The sequence below is a fragment of the Comamonas squillarum genome (assembly GCF_025309455.1).
Classification (GTDB): Bacteria; Pseudomonadota; Gammaproteobacteria; order Burkholderiales; family Burkholderiaceae_C; genus Comamonas; species Comamonas squillarum.
Genome location: NZ_CP104377.1, coordinates 2739397 through 2762500, shown reverse-complemented (window position 1 = coordinate 2762500; position 23104 = coordinate 2739397). Strand labels below are relative to the sequence as shown.

Sequence of the window (23104 nt, the reverse complement as noted above, 5' to 3'; positions counted from 1 at the left end):
GTGATAGCCTGCGATAAGCTTCGGGGAGTTGGCAAATAAACTTTGATCCGGAGATTTCTGAATGGGGGAACCCACCTAGCAATAGGTATCGGCAACTGAATACATAGGTTGTCGAAGCGAACCTGGAGAACTGAAACATCTAAGTACCCAGAGGAAAAGACATCAACCGAGATTCCGATAGTAGTGGCGAGCGAATTCGGAAGAGCCTTGCAGTGATAGTCAGTGTGTTAACAAAACGGAATGGAAAGTCCGGCCATAGTGGGTGATAGCCCCGTATGTGAAAACGCATTGGTGGTACTAGGCTGCAGACAAGTAGGGCGGGGCACGAGAAACCCTGTCTGAATATGGGGGGACCATCCTCCAAGGCTAAATACTCATCATCGACCGATAGTGAACAAGTACCGTGAGGGAAAGGCGAAAAGAACCCCGGGAGGGGAGTGAAATAGATCCTGAAACCGCATGCTTACAAAAAGTCGGAGCCCTTAGGGGTGACGGCGTACCTTTTGTATAATGGGTCAGCGACTTACATTCAGTGGCAAGCTTAACCGAATAGGGAAGGCGTAGAGAAATCGAGTCCGAATAGGGCGACAAGTCGCTGGGTGTAGACCCGAAACCAAGTGATCTATCCATGGCCAGGATGAAGGTGCCGTAACAGGTACTGGAGGTCCGAACCCACTAGTGTTGCAAAACTAGGGGATGAGCTGTGGATAGGGGTGAAAGGCTAAACAAACTTGGAAATAGCTGGTTCTCTCCGAAAACTATTTAGGTAGTGCCTCAAGTATTACCTGCGGGGGTAGAGCACTGTTTAGGCTAGGGGGTCATGGCGACTTACCAAACCTATGCAAACTCCGAATACCGCAGAGTACAGCTTGGGAGACAGAGCACCGGGTGCTAACGTCCGGACTCAAGAGGGAAACAACCCAGACCGCCAGCTAAGGTCCCTAAAACGGGCTAAGTGGGAAACGAAGTGGGAAGGCTAAAACAGTCAGGATGTTGGCTTAGAAGCAGCCATCATTTAAAGAAAGCGTAATAGCTCACTGATCGAGTCGTCCTGCGCGGAAGATGTAACGGGGCTAAGCCAGTTACCGAAGCTGCGGATGCACAGTTTTACTGTGCGTGGTAGGAGAGCGTTCTGTAAGCCTGTGAAGGTGTCTGGTAACGGATGCTGGAGGTATCAGAAGTGCGAATGCTGACATGAGTAGCGTTAAAGCGGGTGAAAAGCCCGCTCGCCGTAAGCGCAAGGTTTTCTACGCAACGTTCATCGGCGTAGAGTAAGTCGGCCCCTAAGGTGAGGCAGAGATGCGTAACTGATGGGAAACGGGTCAATATTCCCGTACCGATGTGTAGTGCGATGTGGGGACGAAGAAGGTTAGCTCAGCCAACTGTTGGATATGTTGGTTCAAGCCTGTAGTCGTGCTCGGTAGGCAAATCCGCCGGGCTAAGATGAGGGGTGATAACGGGTCTGCTTGCAGACGAAGTGAGTGATACCCAGCTTCCAGGAAAAGCCACTAAGCTTCAGCTACACACGACCGTACCGCAAACCGACACTGGTGCGCGAGATGAGTATTCTAAGGCGCTTGAGAGAACTCAGGAGAAGGAACTCGGCAAATTGACACCGTAACTTCGGGAGAAGGTGTGCCCTCAGTAAGTGAAGTTGTACAAACGGAGCTAAACGGGGTTGCAAAGAATAGGTGGCTGCGACTGTTTAATAAAAACACAGCACTCTGCAAACACGAAAGTGGACGTATAGGGTGTGACGCCTGCCCGGTGCTGGAAGATTAAATGATGGGGTGCAAGCTCTTGATTGAAGTCCCAGTAAACGGCGGCCGTAACTATAACGGTCCTAAGGTAGCGAAATTCCTTGTCGGGTAAGTTCCGACCTGCACGAATGGCGTAACGATGGCCACACTGTCTCCTCCTGAGACTCAGCGAAGTTGAAATGTTTGTGATGATGCAATCTCCCCGCGGAAAGACGGAAAGACCCCATGAACCTTTACTGTAGCTTTGTATTGGACTTTGAACAGATCTGTGTAGGATAGGTGGGAGGCTTTGAAGTGAGGATGCTAGTTCTCATGGAGCCAACGTTGAAATACCACCCTGGTGTGTTTGAGGTTCTAACCTTGGTCCATTATCTGGATCGGGGACAGTGCATGGTAGGCAGTTTGACTGGGGCGGTCTCCTCCCAAAGCGTAACGGAGGAGTTCGAAGGTACGCTAGTTACGGTCGGACATCGTGACGATAGTGCAATGGCATAAGCGTGCTTAACTGCGAGACTGACAAGTCGAGCAGATGCGAAAGCAGGACATAGTGATCCGGTGGTTCTGTATGGAAGGGCCATCGCTCAACGGATAAAAGGTACTCTGGGGATAACAGGCTGATACCGCCCAAGAGTTCATATCGACGGCGGTGTTTGGCACCTCGATGTCGGCTCATCTCATCCTGGGGCTGTAGTCGGTCCCAAGGGTATGGCTGTTCGCCATTTAAAGAGGTACGTGAGCTGGGTTTAAAACGTCGTGAGACAGTTTGGTCCCTATCTTCCGTGGGCGCTGCAGATTTGAGGAAGCCTGCTCCTAGTACGAGAGGACCGGAGTGGACACACCTCTGGTGTATCGGTTGTCACGCCAGTGGCATTGCCGAGTAGCTATGTGTGGAAGAGATAACCGCTGAAAGCATCTAAGCGGGAAACTCGTTCCAAGATGAGATCTGCCGGGGGCTTGACCCCCCTGAAGAGTCGTTCTAGACCAGGACGTTGATAGGTTGGGTGTGGAAGCGCAGCAATGCGTTAAGCTAACCAATACTAATTGCTCGTGCGGCTTGACCCTATAACTTTGATTGGCCCCGCCTTAGATGGGGCCCAATGCAAAGAACACTGCAACTGCAGTTATGCCAAAGACTTGAGATCAGACAATGATGAACACCACAGCGTGTTACAATCACTGGCTCAGGTCGGCGCAATCAAATAAAACGCTGATAGCACCAAGCCCTCAAAGCTTGATGCCGACTCTATGAATTCGCTTCGAAAGCAGCAATGCCCTGATCGACCGATCAGCGCAAAGCCGCCAAGGAGCAAAAAGTTATGCCTGATGACCATAGCAAGTTGGTACCACTCCTTCCCATCCCGAACAGGACAGTGAAACGACTTCGCGCCGATGATAGTGCGGATTCCCGTGTGAAAGTAGGTCATCGTCAGGCTTTTATACTGAAAACGTCCAGCAACTAGCTGGACGTTTTCTTCTCTGCTCTTAAAAGAGTAGCGTGCCAGGCCCAAGGGTCGGTGAGCTGCAAGAGTTGAGAAGAAAACGTGAAAACGTTCTGGAGCACAGCAAAAGCTGTGCTACAATACAAGGCTTCGCTGATCGCGGCGAAGGGGATCTGAGGGTTGAGGCTCTTGGGTCAGGTCTTTAAAAATTAACAGCCGATAAGCGTGGGCGTTTGGTGGCGATTGCCATATGTTCTTCGGAGCAAAACAAGCGCTCACTTTAAACAGTAATGAGGAAGATTTTAATCTTCTTGATTCCGTCAAGTGAGTGAGTAGTCGAGAGACTTTAAATTCAAGATCGAACTATAGAGTTTGATCCTGGCTCAGATTGAACGCTGGCGGCATGCTTTACACATGCAAGTCGAACGGTAACAGGTCTTCGGATGCTGACGAGTGGCGAACGGGTGAGTAACACATCGGAACGTGCCTAGTAGTGGGGGATAACTACTCGAAAGAGTAGCTAATACCGCATGAGATCTAAGGATGAAAGCAGGGGACCTTCGGGCCTTGCGCTACTAGAGCGGCTGATGGCAGATTAGGTAGTTGGTGGGATAAAAGCTTACCAAGCCGACGATCTGTAGCTGGTCTGAGAGGACGACCAGCCACACTGGGACTGAGACACGGCCCAGACTCCTACGGGAGGCAGCAGTGGGGAATTTTGGACAATGGGCGAAAGCCTGATCCAGCAATGCCGCGTGTAGGATGAAGGCCCTCGGGTTGTAAACTACTTTTGTACGGAACGAAAAGCTCTCTTCTAATAAAGGAGAGTGATGACGGTACCGTAAGAATAAGCACCGGCTAACTACGTGCCAGCAGCCGCGGTAATACGTAGGGTGCGAGCGTTAATCGGAATTACTGGGCGTAAAGCGTGCGCAGGCGGTTATGTAAGACAGAGGTGAAATCCCCGGGCTCAACCTGGGAACGGCCTTTGTGACTGCATAGCTAGAGTACGGTAGAGGGGGATGGAATTCCGCGTGTAGCAGTGAAATGCGTAGATATGCGGAGGAACACCGATGGCGAAGGCAATCCCCTGGACCTGTACTGACGCTCATGCACGAAAGCGTGGGGAGCAAACAGGATTAGATACCCTGGTAGTCCACGCCCTAAACGATGTCAACTGGTTGTTGGGAATTAACTTTCTCAGTAACGAAGCTAACGCGTGAAGTTGACCGCCTGGGGAGTACGGCCGCAAGGTTGAAACTCAAAGGAATTGACGGGGACCCGCACAAGCGGTGGATGATGTGGTTTAATTCGATGCAACGCGAAAAACCTTACCCACCTTTGACATGTACGGAAGTGACCAGAGATGGACATGTGCTCGAAAGAGAACCGTAACACAGGTGCTGCATGGCTGTCGTCAGCTCGTGTCGTGAGATGTTGGGTTAAGTCCCGCAACGAGCGCAACCCTTGCCATTAGTTGCTACGAAAGGGCACTCTAATGGGACTGCCGGTGACAAACCGGAGGAAGGTGGGGATGACGTCAAGTCCTCATGGCCCTTATAGGTGGGGCTACACACGTCATACAATGGCTGGTACAAAGGGTTGCCAACCCGCGAGGGGGAGCTAATCCCATAAAGCCAGTCGTAGTCCGGATCGCAGTCTGCAACTCGACTGCGTGAAGTCGGAATCGCTAGTAATCGTGGATCAGAATGTCACGGTGAATACGTTCCCGGGTCTTGTACACACCGCCCGTCACACCATGGGAGCGGGTCTCGCCAGAAGTAGGTAGCCTAACCGTAAGGAGGGCGCTTACCACGGCGGGGTTCGTGACTGGGGTGAAGTCGTAACAAGGTAGCCGTATCGGAAGGTGCGGCTGGATCACCTCCTTTCTGGAAAACAGCTTCGCTGTTTCGGTGGATGCTAACTTTGTGCAAACAAAGTTAAGTGCCATCGGCACGGCAGGAGCCAAAAAAGCAATCAAGATTGAACGCCCACACTTATCGGTTGTTGGAACACAAGCCAGGTGGCTAGCTCACAAGAGTTAGCTGCGTGGAATGGGTCTGTAGCTCAGCTGGTTAGAGCACTGTGTTGATAACGCAGGGGTCGTTGGTTCGAGCCCAACTAGACCCACCATAGATTCCAACGGATTAGAGGTTGAGCTTATGCCGCTTTAGTTAGTCGATGATTGACTAGAGCCAAGCAGTGCGAGGCGTCTGGTGCGAAGCACACTGATGTGTGTGAGCAGCGGGCAACGAAGCAATGCGCCGGCTATAGGCAATCAGGGGGATTAGCTCAGCTGGGAGAGCACCTGCTTTGCAAGCAGGGGGTCGTCGGTTCGATCCCGTCATCCTCCACCAATACTTTTACTGATAACTTATCACTCAACACCAAAGCGGTTTCGCAAGAGACTGTTTTGTTGTTGATTCCGGATTCCCGGATCAAACGGCTGTTCTTTAAAAATTCATAGAGTCGAAAATCAGCGTTGCTGGTGGAAACTGCACATTCGTAAAGGTTTAGTGCAGACCGTGCCACCAGCAACAATTTGATTGCGTCAAAACGAATGAAACTTTGCGAGAGCAATTTTATTCAGTAATGACGAATATTCTTCAAGAATGTGGATCTGGGCGACCGGGTCTACAGCAAAGATATTCACATTACGGCATAACGCGCGAGGTGAGAGACCTCGCAAAGCAGTTGCTTGGGTTCTTGAGCTTGAGATCTAGAGATAGATGTCAAAGTTATAGGGTCAAGTGACTAAGAGCATGTGGTGGATGCCTTGGCGATGATAGGCGACGAAAGACGTGATAGCCTGCGATAAGCTTCGGGGAGTTGGCAAATAAACTTTGATCCGGAGATTTCTGAATGGGGGAACCCACCTAGCAATAGGTATCGGCAACTGAATACATAGGTTGTCGAAGCGAACCTGGAGAACTGAAACATCTAAGTACCCAGAGGAAAAGACATCAACCGAGATTCCGATAGTAGTGGCGAGCGAATTCGGAAGAGCCTTGCAGTGATAGTCAGTGTGTTAACAAAACGGAATGGAAAGTCCGGCCATAGTGGGTGATAGCCCCGTATGTGAAAACGCATTGGTGGTACTAGGCTGCAGACAAGTAGGGCGGGGCACGAGAAACCCTGTCTGAATATGGGGGGACCATCCTCCAAGGCTAAATACTCATCATCGACCGATAGTGAACAAGTACCGTGAGGGAAAGGCGAAAAGAACCCCGGGAGGGGAGTGAAATAGATCCTGAAACCGCATGCTTACAAAAAGTCGGAGCCCTTAGGGGTGACGGCGTACCTTTTGTATAATGGGTCAGCGACTTACATTCAGTGGCAAGCTTAACCGAATAGGGAAGGCGTAGAGAAATCGAGTCCGAATAGGGCGACAAGTCGCTGGGTGTAGACCCGAAACCAAGTGATCTATCCATGGCCAGGATGAAGGTGCCGTAACAGGTACTGGAGGTCCGAACCCACTAGTGTTGCAAAACTAGGGGATGAGCTGTGGATAGGGGTGAAAGGCTAAACAAACTTGGAAATAGCTGGTTCTCTCCGAAAACTATTTAGGTAGTGCCTCAAGTATTACCTGCGGGGGTAGAGCACTGTTTAGGCTAGGGGGTCATGGCGACTTACCAAACCTATGCAAACTCCGAATACCGCAGAGTACAGCTTGGGAGACAGAGCACCGGGTGCTAACGTCCGGACTCAAGAGGGAAACAACCCAGACCGCCAGCTAAGGTCCCTAAAACGGGCTAAGTGGGAAACGAAGTGGGAAGGCTAAAACAGTCAGGATGTTGGCTTAGAAGCAGCCATCATTTAAAGAAAGCGTAATAGCTCACTGATCGAGTCGTCCTGCGCGGAAGATGTAACGGGGCTAAGCCAGTTACCGAAGCTGCGGATGCACAGTTTTACTGTGCGTGGTAGGAGAGCGTTCTGTAAGCCTGTGAAGGTGTCTGGTAACGGATGCTGGAGGTATCAGAAGTGCGAATGCTGACATGAGTAGCGTTAAAGCGGGTGAAAAGCCCGCTCGCCGTAAGCGCAAGGTTTTCTACGCAACGTTCATCGGCGTAGAGTAAGTCGGCCCCTAAGGTGAGGCAGAGATGCGTAACTGATGGGAAACGGGTCAATATTCCCGTACCGATGTGTAGTGCGATGTGGGGACGAAGAAGGTTAGCTCAGCCAACTGTTGGATATGTTGGTTCAAGCCTGTAGTCGTGCTCGGTAGGCAAATCCGCCGGGCTAAGATGAGGGGTGATAACGGGTCTGCTTGCAGACGAAGTGAGTGATACCCAGCTTCCAGGAAAAGCCACTAAGCTTCAGCTACACACGACCGTACCGCAAACCGACACTGGTGCGCGAGATGAGTATTCTAAGGCGCTTGAGAGAACTCAGGAGAAGGAACTCGGCAAATTGACACCGTAACTTCGGGAGAAGGTGTGCCCTCAGTAAGTGAAGTTGTACAAACGGAGCTAAACGGGGTTGCAAAGAATAGGTGGCTGCGACTGTTTAATAAAAACACAGCACTCTGCAAACACGAAAGTGGACGTATAGGGTGTGACGCCTGCCCGGTGCTGGAAGATTAAATGATGGGGTGCAAGCTCTTGATTGAAGTCCCAGTAAACGGCGGCCGTAACTATAACGGTCCTAAGGTAGCGAAATTCCTTGTCGGGTAAGTTCCGACCTGCACGAATGGCGTAACGATGGCCACACTGTCTCCTCCTGAGACTCAGCGAAGTTGAAATGTTTGTGATGATGCAATCTCCCCGCGGAAAGACGGAAAGACCCCATGAACCTTTACTGTAGCTTTGTATTGGACTTTGAACAGATCTGTGTAGGATAGGTGGGAGGCTTTGAAGTGAGGATGCTAGTTCTCATGGAGCCAACGTTGAAATACCACCCTGGTGTGTTTGAGGTTCTAACCTTGGTCCATTATCTGGATCGGGGACAGTGCATGGTAGGCAGTTTGACTGGGGCGGTCTCCTCCCAAAGCGTAACGGAGGAGTTCGAAGGTACGCTAGTTACGGTCGGACATCGTGACGATAGTGCAATGGCATAAGCGTGCTTAACTGCGAGACTGACAAGTCGAGCAGATGCGAAAGCAGGACATAGTGATCCGGTGGTTCTGTATGGAAGGGCCATCGCTCAACGGATAAAAGGTACTCTGGGGATAACAGGCTGATACCGCCCAAGAGTTCATATCGACGGCGGTGTTTGGCACCTCGATGTCGGCTCATCTCATCCTGGGGCTGTAGTCGGTCCCAAGGGTATGGCTGTTCGCCATTTAAAGAGGTACGTGAGCTGGGTTTAAAACGTCGTGAGACAGTTTGGTCCCTATCTTCCGTGGGCGCTGCAGATTTGAGGAAGCCTGCTCCTAGTACGAGAGGACCGGAGTGGACACACCTCTGGTGTATCGGTTGTCACGCCAGTGGCATTGCCGAGTAGCTATGTGTGGAAGAGATAACCGCTGAAAGCATCTAAGCGGGAAACTCGTTCCAAGATGAGATCTGCCGGGGGCTTGACCCCCCTGAAGAGTCGTTCTAGACCAGGACGTTGATAGGTTGGGTGTGGAAGCGCAGCAATGCGTTAAGCTAACCAATACTAATTGCTCGTGCGGCTTGACCCTATAACTTTGATTGGCCCCGCCTTAGATGGGGCCCAATGCAAAGAACACTGCAACTGCAGTTATGCCAAAGACTTGAGATCAGACAATGATGAACAACACAGCGTGTTACAATCACTGGCTCAGGTCGGCGCAATCAAATAAAACGCTGATAGCACCAAGCCCTCAAAGCTTGATGCCGACTCTATGAATTCGCTTCGAAAGCAGCAATGCCCTGATCGACCGATCAGCGCAAAGCGGCCAAGAAGCAAAAAGTTATGCCTGATGACCATAGCAAGTTGGTACCACTCCTTCCCATCCCGAACAGGACAGTGAAACGACTTCGCGCCGATGATAGTGCGGATTCCCGTGTGAAAGTAGGTCATCGTCAGGCTTTTATACTGATCAACCCCTCTGCTCTTACCGAGTTGAGGGGTTTTTCTTTTGCGCAGCCAATACTGACCCCTCGAGCTGACTATCTTTTGCGATTGCGCGCAGCGCCGGCAAGCACCCCTGGCGCACGGCTGAATGCCGGTGTTTGGCACAATAGCGGTTTGTGTTTTCAAGGACTGCCATGACCGAGCAAAGCTGTCTGCGCCAGGCGCAGCGCCGCCGTCTGCTGCATTTATTGGCGCTGCTGGGCGGCGCCGGCGCGGTGTCTCCGGCTTTGGCGCTCTCGCTGGCCGATCTGAGCAATACCGATGCCAGCCAGGGCATCAAGGCCGCATTGACCCAGGGCGCGCAGGTGGCAGTGTCCCAGCTGGGCCAAAGCGGGGGCTTTTTCAACAACCCCCAGCTGCGCATTCCGCTGCCGGGCTATATGGGTGAGGCGGCCAAGATGATGCGCCGCTTTGGCCAGGGCCGCTATGTGGATGAGGTGGAGCAGGGCATCAACCGCGCGGCCGAGCTGGCTGTGCCGATGGGCAAGGATGTGCTGCTGGATGCAGTGCAGCGCATGACCCTCGATGATGCCAAACGCATTCTGAGTGGTGGGGACCATTCGGTGACCACTTTCTTTATGGAAAAAACACGCCAGCCATTGACGCAGCGCTTTTTGCCCGTAGTGACCCAGGCGACCGGCCAGGTCGGTGTGGTGCAGCAGTACAACCAGCTGGTGGGCAAGGCATCGAGCTTTGGGGTGTCCAGCGATACGCTCGACCTGAACCAGTATGTGACCGGCAAGACCTTGGAGGGCCTCTACGCCGTGATTGGCGAGCAAGAGCGCGCGATTCGCCAGAACCCGCTGGGCAGCGCCAATGCGGCCGTGCGCAAGGTCTTTGGAGCGCTGCGCTAAGCCATGGCGAAGAACCCTCCATCGCCCGCGCAGCCCACCTGCCCTTGTGAATCCGGTGCTGCCTACAGCGCCTGTTGTGGCCGCTTTATTGCCGATTTTGAGCGCATGCCAGCACCGGACGCTGAGCATCTGATGCGATCGCGTTACAGCGCCTTTGTGCGGGAGGAGCGTGCCTACCTGCTGGCCACCTGGCATGCCTCGACCCGCCCATCGCAGCTCGATTTTGAACCGCAGTGCCGCTGGCTGGGCTTGCAGGTCAAGGCCTTTGACCCGGTCGACGACAACCACGCCGAGGTGGAGTTTGTCGCCCGCTACAAGCTGCAAGGCCGCGCGGTGCGCCTGCATGAGCGCAGCCGCTTTGTGCAGGTGCAAGGCCGCTGGTTTTATCTGGATGGTGACCAATTTTGATCGCCACCTGTCATTTTTCTAGGATCCCAAAATGAACCCCAATGCAGGCTTCGAGGCCATGCTGTTTGATTGCGATGGTGTGTTGGTGGACAGCGAAGTCATCACCAACCGGGTGCTGTGCACGATGCTCAATGAAGCGGGCTGGGTGCTGTCGTCCGAGGATTGCCTGCAGCTGTTCATCGGCAAGATGGTGCGCAGCCAGAAGGACTTGATCGAGGCGAACACCGGCAAGCCGCTGACTGATGCCTGGATGGAAGAGTTCTATGCGCGCCGCAATGTGGCGCTGGAGCAGGATGTCAAAGCCATCGACGGCGCGGTGGAGGCCATCAAGGCCCTGCATGCGCAGTTCAACGGGCAGATTGCCTGCGCCTCGGGGGCCGACCGCAAGAAGATCGTGATGCAGCTGCGCATTGCCGGCTTGCTGCCCTATTTTGAAGGGCGCATTTTCAGCGGCCATGAGATGCCGCGTACCAAGCCTTTCCCGGATGTCTACCTGGCCGCGGCTGCCGCGCTGGGCGCCGATCCGCAGCGCTGCCTGGTGATCGAAGACAGTGTGACCGGCACCCAGGCAGGTGTGGCGGCCGGCGCTACCGTGTGGGCCTACCACCCGCCAGCGCATGCGGTCTGCTCGCAGGCCGATCTGGCGGCAGCCGGTGCCAGCCAGTTCTTTGAACATATGGCCGAGCTGCCCCAGCGCGTGGCCCGCGAATCGGCCGTCGCTGTCTGAGCTTTAAGATCCGCCCCAGACGCAGAGGCGGACACTGACGCGACAGGCCGGATGCCAGGCTACACCTAGACTTTTCGTCTGCTTGCCACCTGGAGCTGTTATGGGGCCTGTGCATGAATGGGATGCGGCGTTTGACTTCATCATTGTCGGTGCCGGCATGGCTGGCTGCATCCTCGCCAACCGCCTGAGCGCATCGGGCCGCTTCCAGGTCTGCCTGCTCGAAGCCGGCCCACCCGATCACCACCCCTACATCCATATCCCCGCCGGCTTTATCAAGGTTGGCTACAACCCGCGCTACACCTGGCCTTTCAAGACTGCGCCCGATGCCGCCACCATGGGCCGCCAGGTGGTCGCGCAGCTAGGCCGTACCCTGGGCGGCTCCAGTGCCGTCAACGGTTTCAACTATGTGCGCGGCCAGGCCCAGGACTATGACGACTGGGCAGCCCAGGGCGCCACCGGCTGGTCCTATGACGAGGTGTTGCCGTACTTCAAGCGCTCCGAGCAGCGCCTGGCCATCTGCGATGTGAACTACCGGGGGCTGGAAGGCGAGTTGCCGATCACCGACTGCGACTGGCGCCACCCGCTGTGCGACGCCTTTATCGCCGGTGCCGCCAGCCAGGGCATTCCCTCAGGCAAGGACTACAACGCGGGCAAGCAGGAGGGCGCTGGCTATTACCAGCGCTGGATCCACCGGGGCTGGCGGGTCAGTGCCGCCAAGGCCTTTTTGCGCCCAGCCAAGGGGCGCGCCAATCTGCGGGTGATTGCCCATGCGCAGGTCAGCCGCCTGGTGATGGAGGGCGCGCGCGTTACCGGTGTGGAATACGCGGCCGAACCGGGTGGCCCTGTGCGGCGCCTGCAGGCCAGCCGCGAGGTGGTGGTGGCAGCCGGTGCCATCAATTCGCCCAAGCTGCTCAACCTGTCGGGCCTGGGTGATGCGCAGCGCCTGCAGGACCTGGGCATTGCGGTGCAGCAGCACTTGCCGGGCGTGGGCCAGGGCTTGCAGGACCATATGATGCTGCGCTCCATCGTGCGGGTGCAGAACGCGCCAACCTTGAACACCACCGCCCGGGGCTGGCGGCTCTGGGGCCAGGTGGCGCGCTGGCTGGCTGGTAAACCCAGCATTCTGGCCATCAGCCCTTCGGTGGCCTATGCGTTTTCATCGGCGCAAGCGCCAGGCGGCCGGGCCGATTTTCAGTTCCATTTCTCACCGGGCAGCTATGCCTCCGGCATTGCCGGCCAGCTCGATGATTTCCCCGGCATGACCCTGGGCTTTTACCAGCTGCGGCCGCAGAGCCGGGGCCATGTGCGCCTGGCCTCGGCCCATGCCTGGGACAGCCCGGTGATCCAGCCGCACTACCTGCACGATGAGGCCGACCAGCGCCTGGTCGTCGAAGGCCTGCGCCAGGCCCGTCGCCTGCTGCACAGTGCCGCCTTGGCGCCCTATGTGGCCAGCGATGAGGCGCCGTCCTCCCAGCTGCAATCGGACGAGGAACTGCTGCAGTTTGCCCGTGAGCGGGGCAGCACGGCCTGGCACTTCATGGGTACCTGCCGCATGGGCGCAGCCGGCGATGGGCAGTCCGTGGTCGACCCCCAACTGCGCGTGCATGGCATGGCCGGTTTGCGGGTGGCCGATGCGTCGGTGATGCCGGCCATGCCCTCAGGCAACACCGGCGCGCCGACGATGATGATTGCCGAAAAGGCCGCCGATTTGCTGCTGGCCGAGCACCGCCACTAAGGGGTTGTAGTTACGAACTCTTACCTAGGAGAAACCCAGAAGAGCGTTTGCGGCATCCGCCGCTATATTGAAGAAGACAAGGGCCTCGTGCGTGCGGTGGAGGCTGACCAAGAGATTTGACAACAAAGCAAGGAGACAAACATGAACAAGCTCGTCTATCGTTTGACGAAGGCTGCGGCGCTGGTGGCCAGCACTTTGGCATTTTCGGCCCAGGCCCAGGACATCAAGATCGGCTACACCGCCGACCAATCGGCCAGCGGCGTGGCCGAGCTGGGCATCTCCGGCCGCTGGGGCTTTGAAGCCGCTATCGAGGACATCAACAAAGCGGGTGGCATCATGGGCCGCAAGCTGGTCGGGGTGGTGCGCGATGACCAGGGCACGCCGCCCAAGGCCATCCAGACCGTGCAGGAGCTGATCGACAGCGAAAAGGTCAGCGGCATCGTGGGCCCGGCCAACTCTGGCAATGCGCTGGCCTGGCTGCATATTCCGCAGCAAAAGAAGGTGCCGGTCATCGTGCCGATTGGCACCGCCACCGAGATCACCACGCGCTACGCCAAGGAGCCGCAGAACTACCTCTACCGCATCTCGATGGTGGACCGCGAGCAGGTCGCGCTGCTGGGCGCCTATGCCGTCAAGGCCTCGAAGGACAAGAAGATCGCCATCCTGGCCGATTCCACCGGCTACGGCCAGGGCGGCATCAAGGATGCGACCGAGATTCTGGCCTTGCACGGCATCAAGCCAGTGGCCGTCGAGAAGTACGGCCCCAAAGACACCGACATGACCTCGCAGCTCAACAAGATCAAGGCGGCAGGAGCTGACACCGTGATCATCTATGGCATTGCCGACGGCGCCGCTCAGGTGCTGCGCAGCATGGAGAAGATCAACTACATGCCCGTCACCTTGGGCACCTGGGGCAACCTGAGCTCTTTGCTGCCCAAGATGGCAGGCACCAAGCTGGCCGAGCACCTGATCATGGCGGCTTCGACGACCGAAGACACCTCGGCCAAGACCAAGGCCCTGGGCCAGCGCGTGCGCGTGAACTTCCCAACCCTGACCACCTTCCCCTGCGCCGCCCAGGCCTATGACTCGGTGATGCTGCTGGCCGCTGCGATGAAGCAGGCCAACAGCACCGATGGCGAGAAGGTCGCTGCTGCGCTGGAGAACCTGAACAGCACCGAGGGCGTGATCAAGACCTACGACAAGCCCTTTAGCAAGACCAACCACGAAGGCCTGAGCGTGGGCGACTTCTACCTCGCCCGCTGGAAGGGCAGCGACGTGGTGCGTTTTGAAGACAGTGTCTACAAGTCGCTCACGCCAGCGGATCTGAAGAAGTAAGGCATCGACTTGTCAGGCCTGCGCCCGCCCCATGCGGCGCGCAGGCCTGGTTTTTTTAGCGGCAATGTGTCTGGGGTGCGTATGCTGGATTCGATACTGCAGGCGGTCTTTAGCGGGCTGGCCTTGGGAAGTATTTATGCCTTGGTGGCGGTGGGTTTCAACATCACCTTCAACACCACCAAGACCTTGAATTTTGGCCAGGGCGAGTTCCTGGTCGCGGGCGCGTTTGTCGCGGTCTCGGCGCTGCTGCTGCTCGCCGGCAAGAACATCACCGACAGCCTGCTGCCCGCCGATGTCAGCCTGTGGCGCTATGTGCTCAGCCTGGTGGGCACGATGGCCGTCCTGGCGCTGCTGGGCCTGCTGCTCTATTACGCCGCCGTGCGGCCCTTTGTGGGGCGCGGCGGCATGGCCTGGGTGATGAGCACCATCGGCTTTGGCATCATCATCCAGAACACGGCGCTGGCCATCTGGGGCCCGGCGCCGCTGGTCATGCCCTCGCCGCTGGGCAGCGAGGTGCTGCGCATCGGCAATGCCGGTGTGCTGCCCCAAGAGGTGCTGGTGCTGGTCTGCAGCGTGGCCGTGCTGCTCGCGCTCGATTATGTGATGCGCCACACCCGCATCGGCAAGGCCGTGCGCGCGGTGGCGCAAAGCGGCAGTGCAGCCACCCTGATGGGCATCAATGTGACGGCCATCGTCGTGCTGGCCTTTGTCATCAGCTCCAGCCTGGCGGGCCTGGCCGGTTTGCTGATTGCGCCCATCACGACGGCATCGGTATTCATGGGCATGACCTTGGCGCTCAAAGCCTTCTCCTCGGCCATTCTGGGCGGTCTGACCAGCCCACGCGGCTGCATGCTGGGCGGCTTTGTGCTGGGCCTGATTGAGGCCCTGGTTGGCCTGTGGCAGGCGGAGATGCGCGAGATCAGCATCTTCTTGCTGATCATCGTGGTGCTGGTGGTGCGGCCCCAGGGCCTCTTGGGCCAGAAGATCGTGGAGAAAGTCTGATGAACAGCGAGATCAAGCACTACGGCTGGCTGGCCCTGGTGGCGGCGCTGGTGGCCGCCATCCCGCTGATGACAAGCAACGACTTCTACCTGCGCATCGTCTTTCTGATCGGGGTCAACTACATCGCCGCCTCGGGGCTGAATGTGCTGGTGAACTACACCGGCCAGAAATCACTGGGCCATGCCGGCCTGTTTGCCGTGGGCGCCTATGCGGTGGCCCTGCTCACCACCCGCTGGGGCTGGAACCCCTGGGCCGCCTTTGCAATGGCCGGTGTGCTGGCCGGGCTGTTTGGCGTGGTGATTGCGCTGCCGGCGCTGCGCGTCAAAGGGCCGGCGCTGGCGATGGTCACCATCGGCTTTGGCATCGTCGTCGAGAAGGTGGTCTCGGAATGGCAGGATGTATTTGCCGGCCAGCAGGGCATCTATGGCGTGGTGCCCTTGAAGCTGGGCGACCAGATGTTTGCCTCCTCGCACTGGGTCTGGTTTGTGCTGGCTCTGTGCGTGGTGCTGCATGTCATGTTCCGCCACCTGCTGGCGGGGCGTTTTGGCCGCGCCTTCATGGCCGTGAACACCGCCGAGGTGGCGGCCGAGAGCGTGGGCGTCAGCGTCTACAAGTTCAAGGTGCTGGCCTTTGTCATCAGTGCCTTCACCTGCGGCATTGCCGGCGCGCTGATCACGCAGCAGAACCAGTACATCAACTCGGACTTCATCACTTTCAATCTGTCGGTCTTCTTCCTGCTGGTGGTGCTGTTTGGTGGCAATTCCGTCTACGGGCCGCTGCTGGGCGCTGTGGTGTTGACCCTGCTCGATTCGCTGTTGTCGCGCTGGCCGGGTGTGCAGCATTTCACCTATGGTGCGCTGCTGCTGTTTGCGCTGTACGCCATGCCCAATGGCCTGGCCGGCACATTGCGCAGCCTGGCGCGCAAATACGCACCGGGCCTGCTGCCCACGCCGCAGCTGCCGCAGGATCTGCCGGCCTGGCAGCTCAAATCGGCCGCGCCGCTGGCCAGCACCGGCGCAGAAGGTTTGCTGGACGGTCGCGGCATCTACAAGGCTTACGGCGGCGTGGTGCCGACCAATGAGGTCGATCTATGCATCAAGCCCGGCCATGTGCATTCGCTGATCGGGCCCAATGGCGCGGGCAAGACCACCTTGCTCAATATCCTGTCGGGCATTGTGGTGCCCGAGCGCGGCTCCATCCAGTTTGCGGGCCAGAGCATCGTCGGTGTCTCGCCCAACCGGATTGCCCGCATGGGCCTGGGCCGTACCTTCCAGAACCTGCGCCTCTTCAGCGATATGACCGTGCTCGACAACGTCAAGGTCGGCTTGCATGCGCATATCCAGGCTGGGTTCTTTGCCAGCCTGATAGGGGTGGGCAAGGCCCGGCGCGCTGAGCTCGCTGCGCGGGATGAGGCGCTGCAGATCCTTGACCGCCTGCAGCTGCGTGACAAGGCGCTGCATACCGCCGGCAGCCTGCCCTATGGCCTGCAGCGCCGGCTGGAGCTGGCCCGCGCGCTGGCCACCCATCCGCGTTTGCTGCTGCTCGATGAGCCGGCCGCCGGCCTCAACCCGCAGGAGACGCAGGAGCTGATCCAGGTGATTGCACGCATCCGCGATCTGGGCATTACCGTGCTGCTGATCGAGCACCACATGGACCTGGTGATGGCTGTGTCCGACCACGTGATCGTGCTCGACTACGGCCAGAAGATTGCCGAGGGCACACCCCAGCAGGTGCAAAGCAACCCGCGCGTGATTGCCGCCTACCTGGGCAGCGATGATGAAACCGAGGACAACGCGATGAACGGAGGCCCCCATGCCTGAGCAAACACCATTGCTGCGTGTCGAGGCGCTGGAGCTGCACTACGGTGCCGTGCAGGCGCTCAAGGGGGTGTCGCTGCAGGTGCATGCCGGTGAGGTGGTCACCATCATCGGTGGCAATGGCGCAGGCAAGAGCACCCTGATGAAGGCCATCTCGGGCCTGGAGCCCACAGCGGCGGGCCGCATCGAGTTCCTGGGCCAGGACATCACCCGCATGCCCGGCCACCTGCGTGTGCCCTTTGGCATTGCCCAGTCGCCCGAAGGCCGCCAGGTGTTTGCCGACCAGAGCGTGCATGACAACCTGCTGCTGGGCGCCTACCACCGCAAGGATGGGTCCGCCGCGATTGCCGCCGATGTGGAGCAGCAGTTCAACACCTTCCCGCGGCTGCGTGAGCGCCGCGCGCAGATGGCCGGCACCATGTCGGGCGGCGAGCAGCAGATGCTGGCGATTGCGCGCGCGTTGATGTCGCGGCCCAAGCTGCTGCTGCTCGATGAGCCCTCGCTGGGCCTGGCGCCGCTGATCGTCAAGGAGATCTTTGCGATCGTGCGCCAGCTCAAGGCGCAGGGGGTGACCATCTTGCTGGTCGAGCAGATGGCCAACCAGGCGCTGGCGGTAGCTGACCGCGCCTATGTGCTGGAGACGGGCCACTTCACCCTGCAGGGCGCCGCGGCCGATCTGCGGCGCGACCCCAAGGTGCGTGCCGCGTACCTGGGAGCCCATGCATGAGCGCGCCGGCAGCCGACCATTTTGACTATGTGGTGGTCGGCAGCGGCGCGGCCGGCGCCATCGTCGCCGCCCGCTTGGGCGAGGATCCTGCGCTGCGCATCTGCGTGCTCGAAGCCGGCCCGCCCGACCACAGGCCCTACCTCAAGCTGCCGGCCGGCTTTATCAAGGTGATCTTCAATCCGGCGGTGGCCTGGCAGTTCAGCTCCGAGCCGACGGAGCGCACGGGAGGGCGGCGCATTCCGCTGCCCCAGGGCAAGACCTTGGGCGGCTCCACCTCCATCAACGGTCTGGTCTACAACCGGGGCCAGCGCGAGGATTTCGATGGCTGGGCGGCGCAGGGCAATGCGGGGTGGTCCTATGACGAGGTGCTGCCGTACTTCCAGCGCAGCGAGCATTTTGTCGATGGCGGCGATCCGGCACTGCGCGGCCACAACGGCCCGCTCAAGGTCAGCCTGCCGCACTGGCCGCACCCGATTTGCGAGGCCTTCCTGGAGGGCGCTGCCGAGCAGGGCCTCGCGCGCAACCCGGACTACAACGGCGCCTACCAGCAAGGCGTGGGCTATTTCCAGCGCAGCATCCACAACGGCTGGCGCATGAGCACGGCGGGCTGCTTTCTGCGCCCAGCGATGCGGCGCCGCAACCTGGATGTGCGGACCGGCGCGCAGGCGCTGCGCATTATGGTCGAGGACGGCCGCGCCTGTGGTGTGGAATACCTGCAAGATGGCGTGCGGCGCCAAGTGAGGGCGCGGCGCGAGGTGGTCGTCAGCGCCGGCGCCATCAACACGCCGAAGCTGCTGCAGCTGTCGGGCATTGGCGATGGCGAGCGGCTGCGCGCGCTGGGCATTGCCACCCAGGTGCATTTGCCGGGCGTGGGTCAGCACCTCAAGGACCATTTCTCGGTGCGGCTGGTCGCGTCGGTCAAGAACGCCACCACGATCAACGAGCTGGCGCGTGTGCCGCGCCTCTGGGGCCAGGCCTGGCAATGGCTGCGCGGCAAGCCCAATATTCTGCAGCTCAGCCCGTCCGTCGTGCACTGGTTCGCAGCCTCGCAGCCAGGGCTCGCGCGGCCCGATCTGCAAGGTGTGTTCTCCCCGGCCAGCTACCGCGAAGGCTATGTGGGCCAGCTCGATGTGTTCCCAGGCATGACCTGCGGCGTCTGGCAGCACCGGCCGCAGAGCATGGGCACGGTGCAGTTGGCCTCAAGCGATCCGCTGGCCGACCCGGTCGTGCAGCCGCGCTATCTGGACGACGAGGGCGACCGCCAGACCTTGATCCGAGGTGTGCGCCAGGCCCGGGCCTTGCTGCAGAGCCAGGCGCTCGCGCCCTACCGGGTGGACGAGGTCATGCCCGGGCCGCAGGTGCAGTCCGATGACGAGATCCTGGACTTTATCTACCGCTACGGTGTCTCGTCCTACCACCTCAACGGCACGGCGCGCATGGGGCCCCGCCCCGAGGCAGGTGCCGTCGTCGATGCCCAGCTGCGCGTGCATGGGCTGCAGGGGCTGCGGGTGATCGATGCCTCGGTGATGCCCGAGATCACCTCGGCCAACACCTGCGCGGCCACGATGATGATTGGCGAGAAGGGCGCCGACCTGCTGCGCCGCGCGGGCTAGGCAGCCGGCCCGCCTTCCAGCACTAGCAGCGGGCCGAGCGCCATTAGCGCTTTTTGTGCGCCCGCATGTCCAGCACCTGGGGCAGGCTGCGCACATCCTGGCCTGCCGCCAAGATCCGGTGCTTCTGGATCTTTTGCGTGCCGGTGGTGGGGATCTCATCGGTGAACCACCACCAGCCGGGCACCTTGTAGTAGGCCATCTCTTGCTGGCAGAACGCAAACAGCTCCTGGCAGATGGCGGTGCCGGGCGCCACGCCGTCCGTCAGCACAATGCTGGCCAGCACCTCCTCTTCGCGGATGTCATCGGGCGCGGCCAGCACGGCCACCTGGTGCACCTTGGGGTGGGACAGCAGCACGGCTTCCACCTCGGCCGCGGCAATGTTCTCGCCGGAGCGGCGGATGATGTTCTTGCGCCGGTCCATGAAGTGCAGCAGGCCATCGGGGTCCTGCAGCACCACATCCCCGGTGTGGAACCAGCCGCCTTCCCAGGCCTTGGCGGTGGCCTCGGGGTTGTCCAGGTACTCGCTGAAAAAATGCTTGCGCGGGGTCTCGGCCGAGTAGCGCACCAGCATCTCGCCAGGCGTGCCGGGCGGCACCGGCTGGCCGCTCTCATCGGCCACCAGTACCTCGAGCCCCGGCGCACCACGGCCAAAGGAGCGTGTGCCTACCTGGCGGTCGTCGCCATGGTCAGAGATGGTGCGCACCACCTCGGTCATGCCCCACAGCTCGATCAGCGGAAAGCCAAAGCGCTGCTCGAAGGCGGCATGCAGCTGCGGCTCCACCCCTGCGCCATAGCCAAAGCGCACGCAGTGCTGCTTTTCCCAGTCGGACGGCGGCTGCTTGAGCAAGAGCGGAATGATCACGCCCAGGTAGTGGACGATGGTGGCGCGGCTGCTGGCAACCTCTTCCCACCAGCGGCTGGGCTGAAAGCGGTCGGTCTGGACCTGGCAGCCGCCGGTGAGCAGCATGCAGTAGAACGACAGGATGGACGCGTTGACATGGAACAGCGGCAGCGGGTTGAACAGGCGCTCGCGGCCTTCCTGGATCGACACATGGCCGGGGTGGGATGCATACCACTTGCCAGCGGCCAGTTCATAGGCATGCGAGAGCACACAGCCCTTGGGCTGGCCGGTGGTGCCCGAGGTGTAGAGGATGCTCGCTGGCGTGTCGGCGCTCAGGCTGCCCGAGGGCTGCGAGCGGGCCGGCGGCAGCGTGATCGCACTGTCATCCTGCGGATCGGTGCAGACCAGGGCCGGCTGGTTGCGCGTGTCCTGCAGGGACTGCTGCAGTGCCTCCAGCCGCTCGGGCAGGCAGATGATCAGGTCCAGCTGTGCATGGTCGATCAGGTAGTTCAGCTCGCGGCGCTTGTAGTCGGGGTTGATGGGCACACAGCAGATGCCCAGGCTGTTCATCGCCAGCTTGTGCCAGAGGTGCTCGGGCCGGCTTTCCAGAAACAGCCCCACGCGGTGGCCCACGCCATAGCCCGCGGCCTGGTAGCGGGCCTGCAGCCGCGCGATATGGGCGCCGGCCTGCGTGTAGCTGAACTCGCAGCCCTCGGGCAGGTAGCTGCGCTTGGGATTGGCCGGCACCGCCAGCAGGCTGTGCTCGGGGTAGCGCGCAATGGCGGCCTGCAAGGCCTGGCCGATGGTGGTGTGGTCGGTGATGGCGATCATGTCGGAGGACTTCAAAGCAGGGTCAGGGCCGGATCAAGGGCGACGGAATGGGGTCGATCTGCTGGTCCAGCGCGGCCTGCTTTTCGACCTCCAGGCTGCGCAGAAAGGCGGCGCGCTGCTGCAGGTGCATCCAGTAGTGCTGGGTGGCCGGCCCCCATTGCGAGGACATGCCCAGGTAGTCCGACAGCATCAGCGCATAGCCCACGGCCACATCGGCCGCGGTAAAACGGCCTGCGCAGAGGTAGGGCAGTTCGGCTGGCATGGCCTGGGCGGCGGTCTCCAGCGCGCGCAGCCGGCCCAGAAACCAGCGCGCATAGTCTTCTGCGACCTGGGGCTGGCGCCGCACGGCAGGCTCAAAGAACTGGTAGCGCAGCACCAGGGTCTGCGGAAAGGTCAAGGTCGTATCGGACATGTACAGCCAGTTCAGGTAGCTGCCATAGGCGGGGTCGCTGGGCTGCACGTCCAGGCGCTGCGCCGGGTCGCGGCTGGCCAGGTACTGGCAGATGGCGGACGACTCGGTCATGCGCGTGTCGCCGTCGATCAGCAAGGGCACGGTGCCCAGGGGGTTGAGTGCCAGGTAGTGCTTGGCCAGTGCGCGGGGCGGAAAGGGCAGCATCTGCAGCTGGTAGGGCAGGCCAAGCTCTTCCAGCATCCATAGCGCGCGGAACGAGCGCGCGCTCACACAGTGGTACAGCTCGATCACGGCAAGTCTCCATCCGATGTTGTGCCGCCATCTTGGCACGAATGGATGTACGTGGCTGCCCTGCAGGTGTCAGCCAGGTTGCAAATCGGGCCGGTCTCAGGCCAGCATCGGCTGCGCCTCAGGCCGGCGGCCGGGTGCTCTTGCGGTATTCGGCCGGGGACATGCCCATCCAGGTGCGAAAGGCCCGGATAAAGCTCTTGTCGTTGCTGAAGCCTGCCAACTGCGCGATCTGCTTGATGGGCCGGTTGCTGCGGTGCAGCAGAGTCAGCGAGCGTTCGCGCCGCACCTCGTCCTTCAGGGCCTGCAGCGATGCGCCCTCGTCCTTGAGCTGGCGGTGCAGGGTGCGCAGTGACAGGTGCAGCTTGGCCGAGAGGCTGTCGGCGCTGTGCATCGCCGAGGGATCGGCCGCCAGCAGCTGGCGCACGCGCTGCACCATCAGCCGGTCGCGCCGGTAGGGGCGCACGGTCAGCGGCAGCGCGCGCTGCAGCATGCGCTGCAAGGCCGCCTCATCGCGGGCAATCGGCAAGGCGAGATAACGCGCATCAAACTGCATGCGCGTGACTGGCGCGCCAAACTGCACATCGCCGGGGAAGAGCAGCGCATACACATCGGCATGGGCGGGGGCCTCGAACGGAAAACTCACCTTGAACAGCGGCAGCGACGAGTCGACAAACCAGCTCGACAGCCCATGCATATTGCGCAGCATGGACACGAGGCAAAACTCGCGCAGCTCGCCCAGGCCCGTGTGCTCGATGATCTCGACCGTGGCCGTCTCGCCCTGCACCTGCAGGCTGAGCGCCAGGTCATCGGTGAGCAGGCCGTGGTGGCGGCACCAGCGCTTGAGCGCCACCCCCAGGTTGGGGCTGGTGAGCGAGGCGCGTGCCAGCATGCCATAGCTGCCCCAGGGCAGGCGCCGGCTGAACCAGCCCAGCGCCTCGTCATCCAGCTCCTGCATCGCCGCATCCGAGAGCGTTTCAAACTGCAGTGCGGTGATGCCGGGGCCGTCCTTTTCAACCGCCAAGGGATCGATTTGCGCCAACTGCAGCGCTCGGTCCGCACTCAGCCCCCGGTGCTGGTAGGCCCGCGCGATGGCCCGGACAAAGGCCATGGGCGTAACGGCGGGATGGTGCACGACGGCAGAGGAGGGCAGCGGTTTGGGCATGGAGGGTGGGGTTTAAAAAGCGCCAAGCATGGCCATTGTACTGGCGACATTTGCAACCATCCTGCCATCATTTGCGCGGCACGCTCGCGTATCCTGAAAGACAAGGAACAG

12 protein-coding genes, 2 tRNA genes and 5 rRNA genes (1 of these 19 cut by a window edge) are annotated in these 23104 nt (G+C 59.7%); 16 read left to right on the top strand and 3 right to left on the bottom strand.

Annotated elements, in window-relative coordinates; genetic code table 11:
* The 16 genes from N4T19_RS12760 to N4T19_RS12685 all read left to right on the top strand — a co-directional run.
* Window positions 1-2822: ribosomal RNA gene (locus tag N4T19_RS12760) — 23S ribosomal RNA — on the top strand; it begins 57 nt to the left of the window's first position.
* A gap of 257 nt (window positions 2823-3079) precedes the next feature.
* Window positions 3080-3192: ribosomal RNA gene (rrf, locus tag N4T19_RS12755) — 5S ribosomal RNA — on the top strand.
* A gap of 367 nt (window positions 3193-3559) precedes the next feature.
* Window positions 3560-5088, top strand: a 16S ribosomal RNA gene (locus N4T19_RS12750).
* Window positions 5089-5255: 167 nt separating this feature from the next.
* Window positions 5256-5332 (top strand) — tRNA-Ile (locus N4T19_RS12745).
* A 148-nt stretch (window positions 5333-5480) separates the two neighbouring features.
* Window positions 5481-5556 (top strand) — tRNA-Ala (locus N4T19_RS12740).
* Window positions 5557-5943: 387 nt separating this feature from the next.
* Window positions 5944-8822: ribosomal RNA gene (locus tag N4T19_RS12735) — 23S ribosomal RNA — on the top strand.
* Window positions 8823-9079: 257 nt separating this feature from the next.
* Window positions 9080-9192, top strand: a 5S ribosomal RNA gene (gene rrf, locus N4T19_RS12730).
* Together the 16S, 23S and 5S rRNA genes with 2 tRNA genes alongside form the textbook arrangement of a ribosomal RNA operon.
* A 180-nt stretch (window positions 9193-9372) precedes the next feature.
* A complete protein-coding gene (locus N4T19_RS12725) occupies window positions 9373-10092 on the top strand; it encodes a DUF4197 domain-containing protein (protein WP_260718222.1) in 720 nt (239 codons plus the stop codon).
* Between the two features lie 3 nt (window positions 10093-10095).
* Window positions 10096-10500: a YchJ family protein gene (locus tag N4T19_RS12720; RefSeq protein ID WP_116926543.1), complete on the top strand. Its 405-nt coding sequence runs from the start codon at window positions 10096-10098 to the stop codon at window positions 10498-10500.
* A gap of 31 nt (window positions 10501-10531) precedes the next feature.
* Entirely contained in the window at window positions 10532-11227 is a 696-nt protein-coding gene (locus N4T19_RS12715) for an HAD family hydrolase (protein ID WP_116926542.1), read from the top strand.
* Window positions 11228-11327: 100 nt separating this feature from the next.
* On the top strand, window positions 11328-12962 hold the full coding sequence (locus N4T19_RS12710; RefSeq protein WP_260718221.1) for a GMC family oxidoreductase: 1635 nt from the start codon (window positions 11328-11330) through the stop codon (window positions 12960-12962).
* Window positions 12963-13103: 141 nt separating this feature from the next.
* Complete coding sequence (locus N4T19_RS12705) at window positions 13104-14297, top strand: ABC transporter substrate-binding protein (RefSeq protein WP_116926540.1); 1194 nt, start codon at window positions 13104-13106, stop codon at window positions 14295-14297.
* Between the two features lie 81 nt (window positions 14298-14378).
* Window positions 14379-15299: a branched-chain amino acid ABC transporter permease gene (locus N4T19_RS12700; protein ID WP_116926539.1), complete on the top strand. Its 921-nt coding sequence runs from the start codon at window positions 14379-14381 to the stop codon at window positions 15297-15299.
* Window positions 15299-17119 (top strand): branched-chain amino acid ABC transporter ATP-binding protein/permease, encoded by a 1821-nt coding sequence (locus N4T19_RS12695; RefSeq protein WP_116926538.1) that lies wholly within the window; start codon window positions 15299-15301, stop codon window positions 17117-17119. Before N4T19_RS12700 ends, N4T19_RS12695 begins: the two co-directional genes overlap by 1 nt.
* A complete protein-coding gene (locus N4T19_RS12690; protein ID WP_182343634.1) occupies window positions 17112-17843 on the top strand; it encodes an ABC transporter ATP-binding protein in 732 nt (243 codons plus the stop codon). The genes N4T19_RS12695 and N4T19_RS12690 overlap by 8 nt, the downstream gene beginning before the upstream one ends.
* Window positions 17840-19456, top strand: a complete 1617-nt coding sequence (locus tag N4T19_RS12685; RefSeq protein WP_116926536.1) for a GMC family oxidoreductase — start codon at window positions 17840-17842, stop codon at window positions 19454-19456. Before N4T19_RS12690 ends, N4T19_RS12685 begins: the two co-directional genes overlap by 4 nt.
* A gap of 43 nt (window positions 19457-19499) precedes the next feature.
* Here the strand turns inward: N4T19_RS12685 and N4T19_RS12680 are convergent, their stop codons facing one another.
* The 3 genes from N4T19_RS12680 to N4T19_RS12670 all read right to left on the bottom strand — a co-directional run bounded on the left by N4T19_RS12680 (window position 19500) and on the right by N4T19_RS12670 (window position 22993).
* Window positions 19500-21143: an AMP-binding protein gene (locus tag N4T19_RS12680; RefSeq protein WP_260718220.1), complete on the bottom strand. Its 1644-nt coding sequence runs from the start codon at window positions 21141-21143 to the stop codon at window positions 19500-19502.
* 7 nt (window positions 21144-21150) lie between these two features.
* Window positions 21151-21831 (bottom strand): glutathione S-transferase family protein, encoded by a 681-nt coding sequence (locus tag N4T19_RS12675; RefSeq protein ID WP_116926534.1) that lies wholly within the window; start codon window positions 21829-21831, stop codon window positions 21151-21153.
* 118 nt (window positions 21832-21949) lie between these two features.
* Complete coding sequence (locus tag N4T19_RS12670; protein WP_230770387.1) at window positions 21950-22993, bottom strand: AraC family transcriptional regulator; 1044 nt, start codon at window positions 22991-22993, stop codon at window positions 21950-21952.
* Window positions 22994-23104: the final 111 nt, after the last annotated feature.

What these genes read in the sequence shown, in the direction of transcription:
- N4T19_RS12695 (WP_116926538.1), top strand. Translation starts at nt 15,299, where the DNA reads ATGAACAGCGAGATCAAGCACTACGGCTGGCTGGCCCTGGTGGCGGCG.
- N4T19_RS12720 (WP_116926543.1), top strand. Translation starts at nt 10,096, where the DNA reads ATGGCGAAGAACCCTCCATCGCCCGCGCAGCCCACCTGCCCTTGTGAA.
- N4T19_RS12715 (WP_116926542.1), top strand. Translation starts at nt 10,532, where the DNA reads ATGAACCCCAATGCAGGCTTCGAGGCCATGCTGTTTGATTGCGATGGT.
- N4T19_RS12700 (WP_116926539.1), top strand. Translation starts at nt 14,379, where the DNA reads ATGCTGGATTCGATACTGCAGGCGGTCTTTAGCGGGCTGGCCTTGGGA.
- N4T19_RS12725 (WP_260718222.1), top strand. Translation starts at nt 9,373, where the DNA reads ATGACCGAGCAAAGCTGTCTGCGCCAGGCGCAGCGCCGCCGTCTGCTG.
- N4T19_RS12710 (WP_260718221.1), top strand. Translation starts at nt 11,328, where the DNA reads ATGGGGCCTGTGCATGAATGGGATGCGGCGTTTGACTTCATCATTGTC.
- N4T19_RS12705 (WP_116926540.1), top strand. Translation starts at nt 13,104, where the DNA reads ATGAACAAGCTCGTCTATCGTTTGACGAAGGCTGCGGCGCTGGTGGCC.
- N4T19_RS12670 (WP_230770387.1), bottom strand. Translation starts at nt 22,993, where the DNA reads ATGCCCAAACCGCTGCCCTCCTCTGCCGTCGTGCACCATCCCGCCGTT.
- N4T19_RS12690 (WP_182343634.1), top strand. Translation starts at nt 17,112, where the DNA reads ATGCCTGAGCAAACACCATTGCTGCGTGTCGAGGCGCTGGAGCTGCAC.
- N4T19_RS12685 (WP_116926536.1), top strand. Translation starts at nt 17,840, where the DNA reads ATGAGCGCGCCGGCAGCCGACCATTTTGACTATGTGGTGGTCGGCAGC.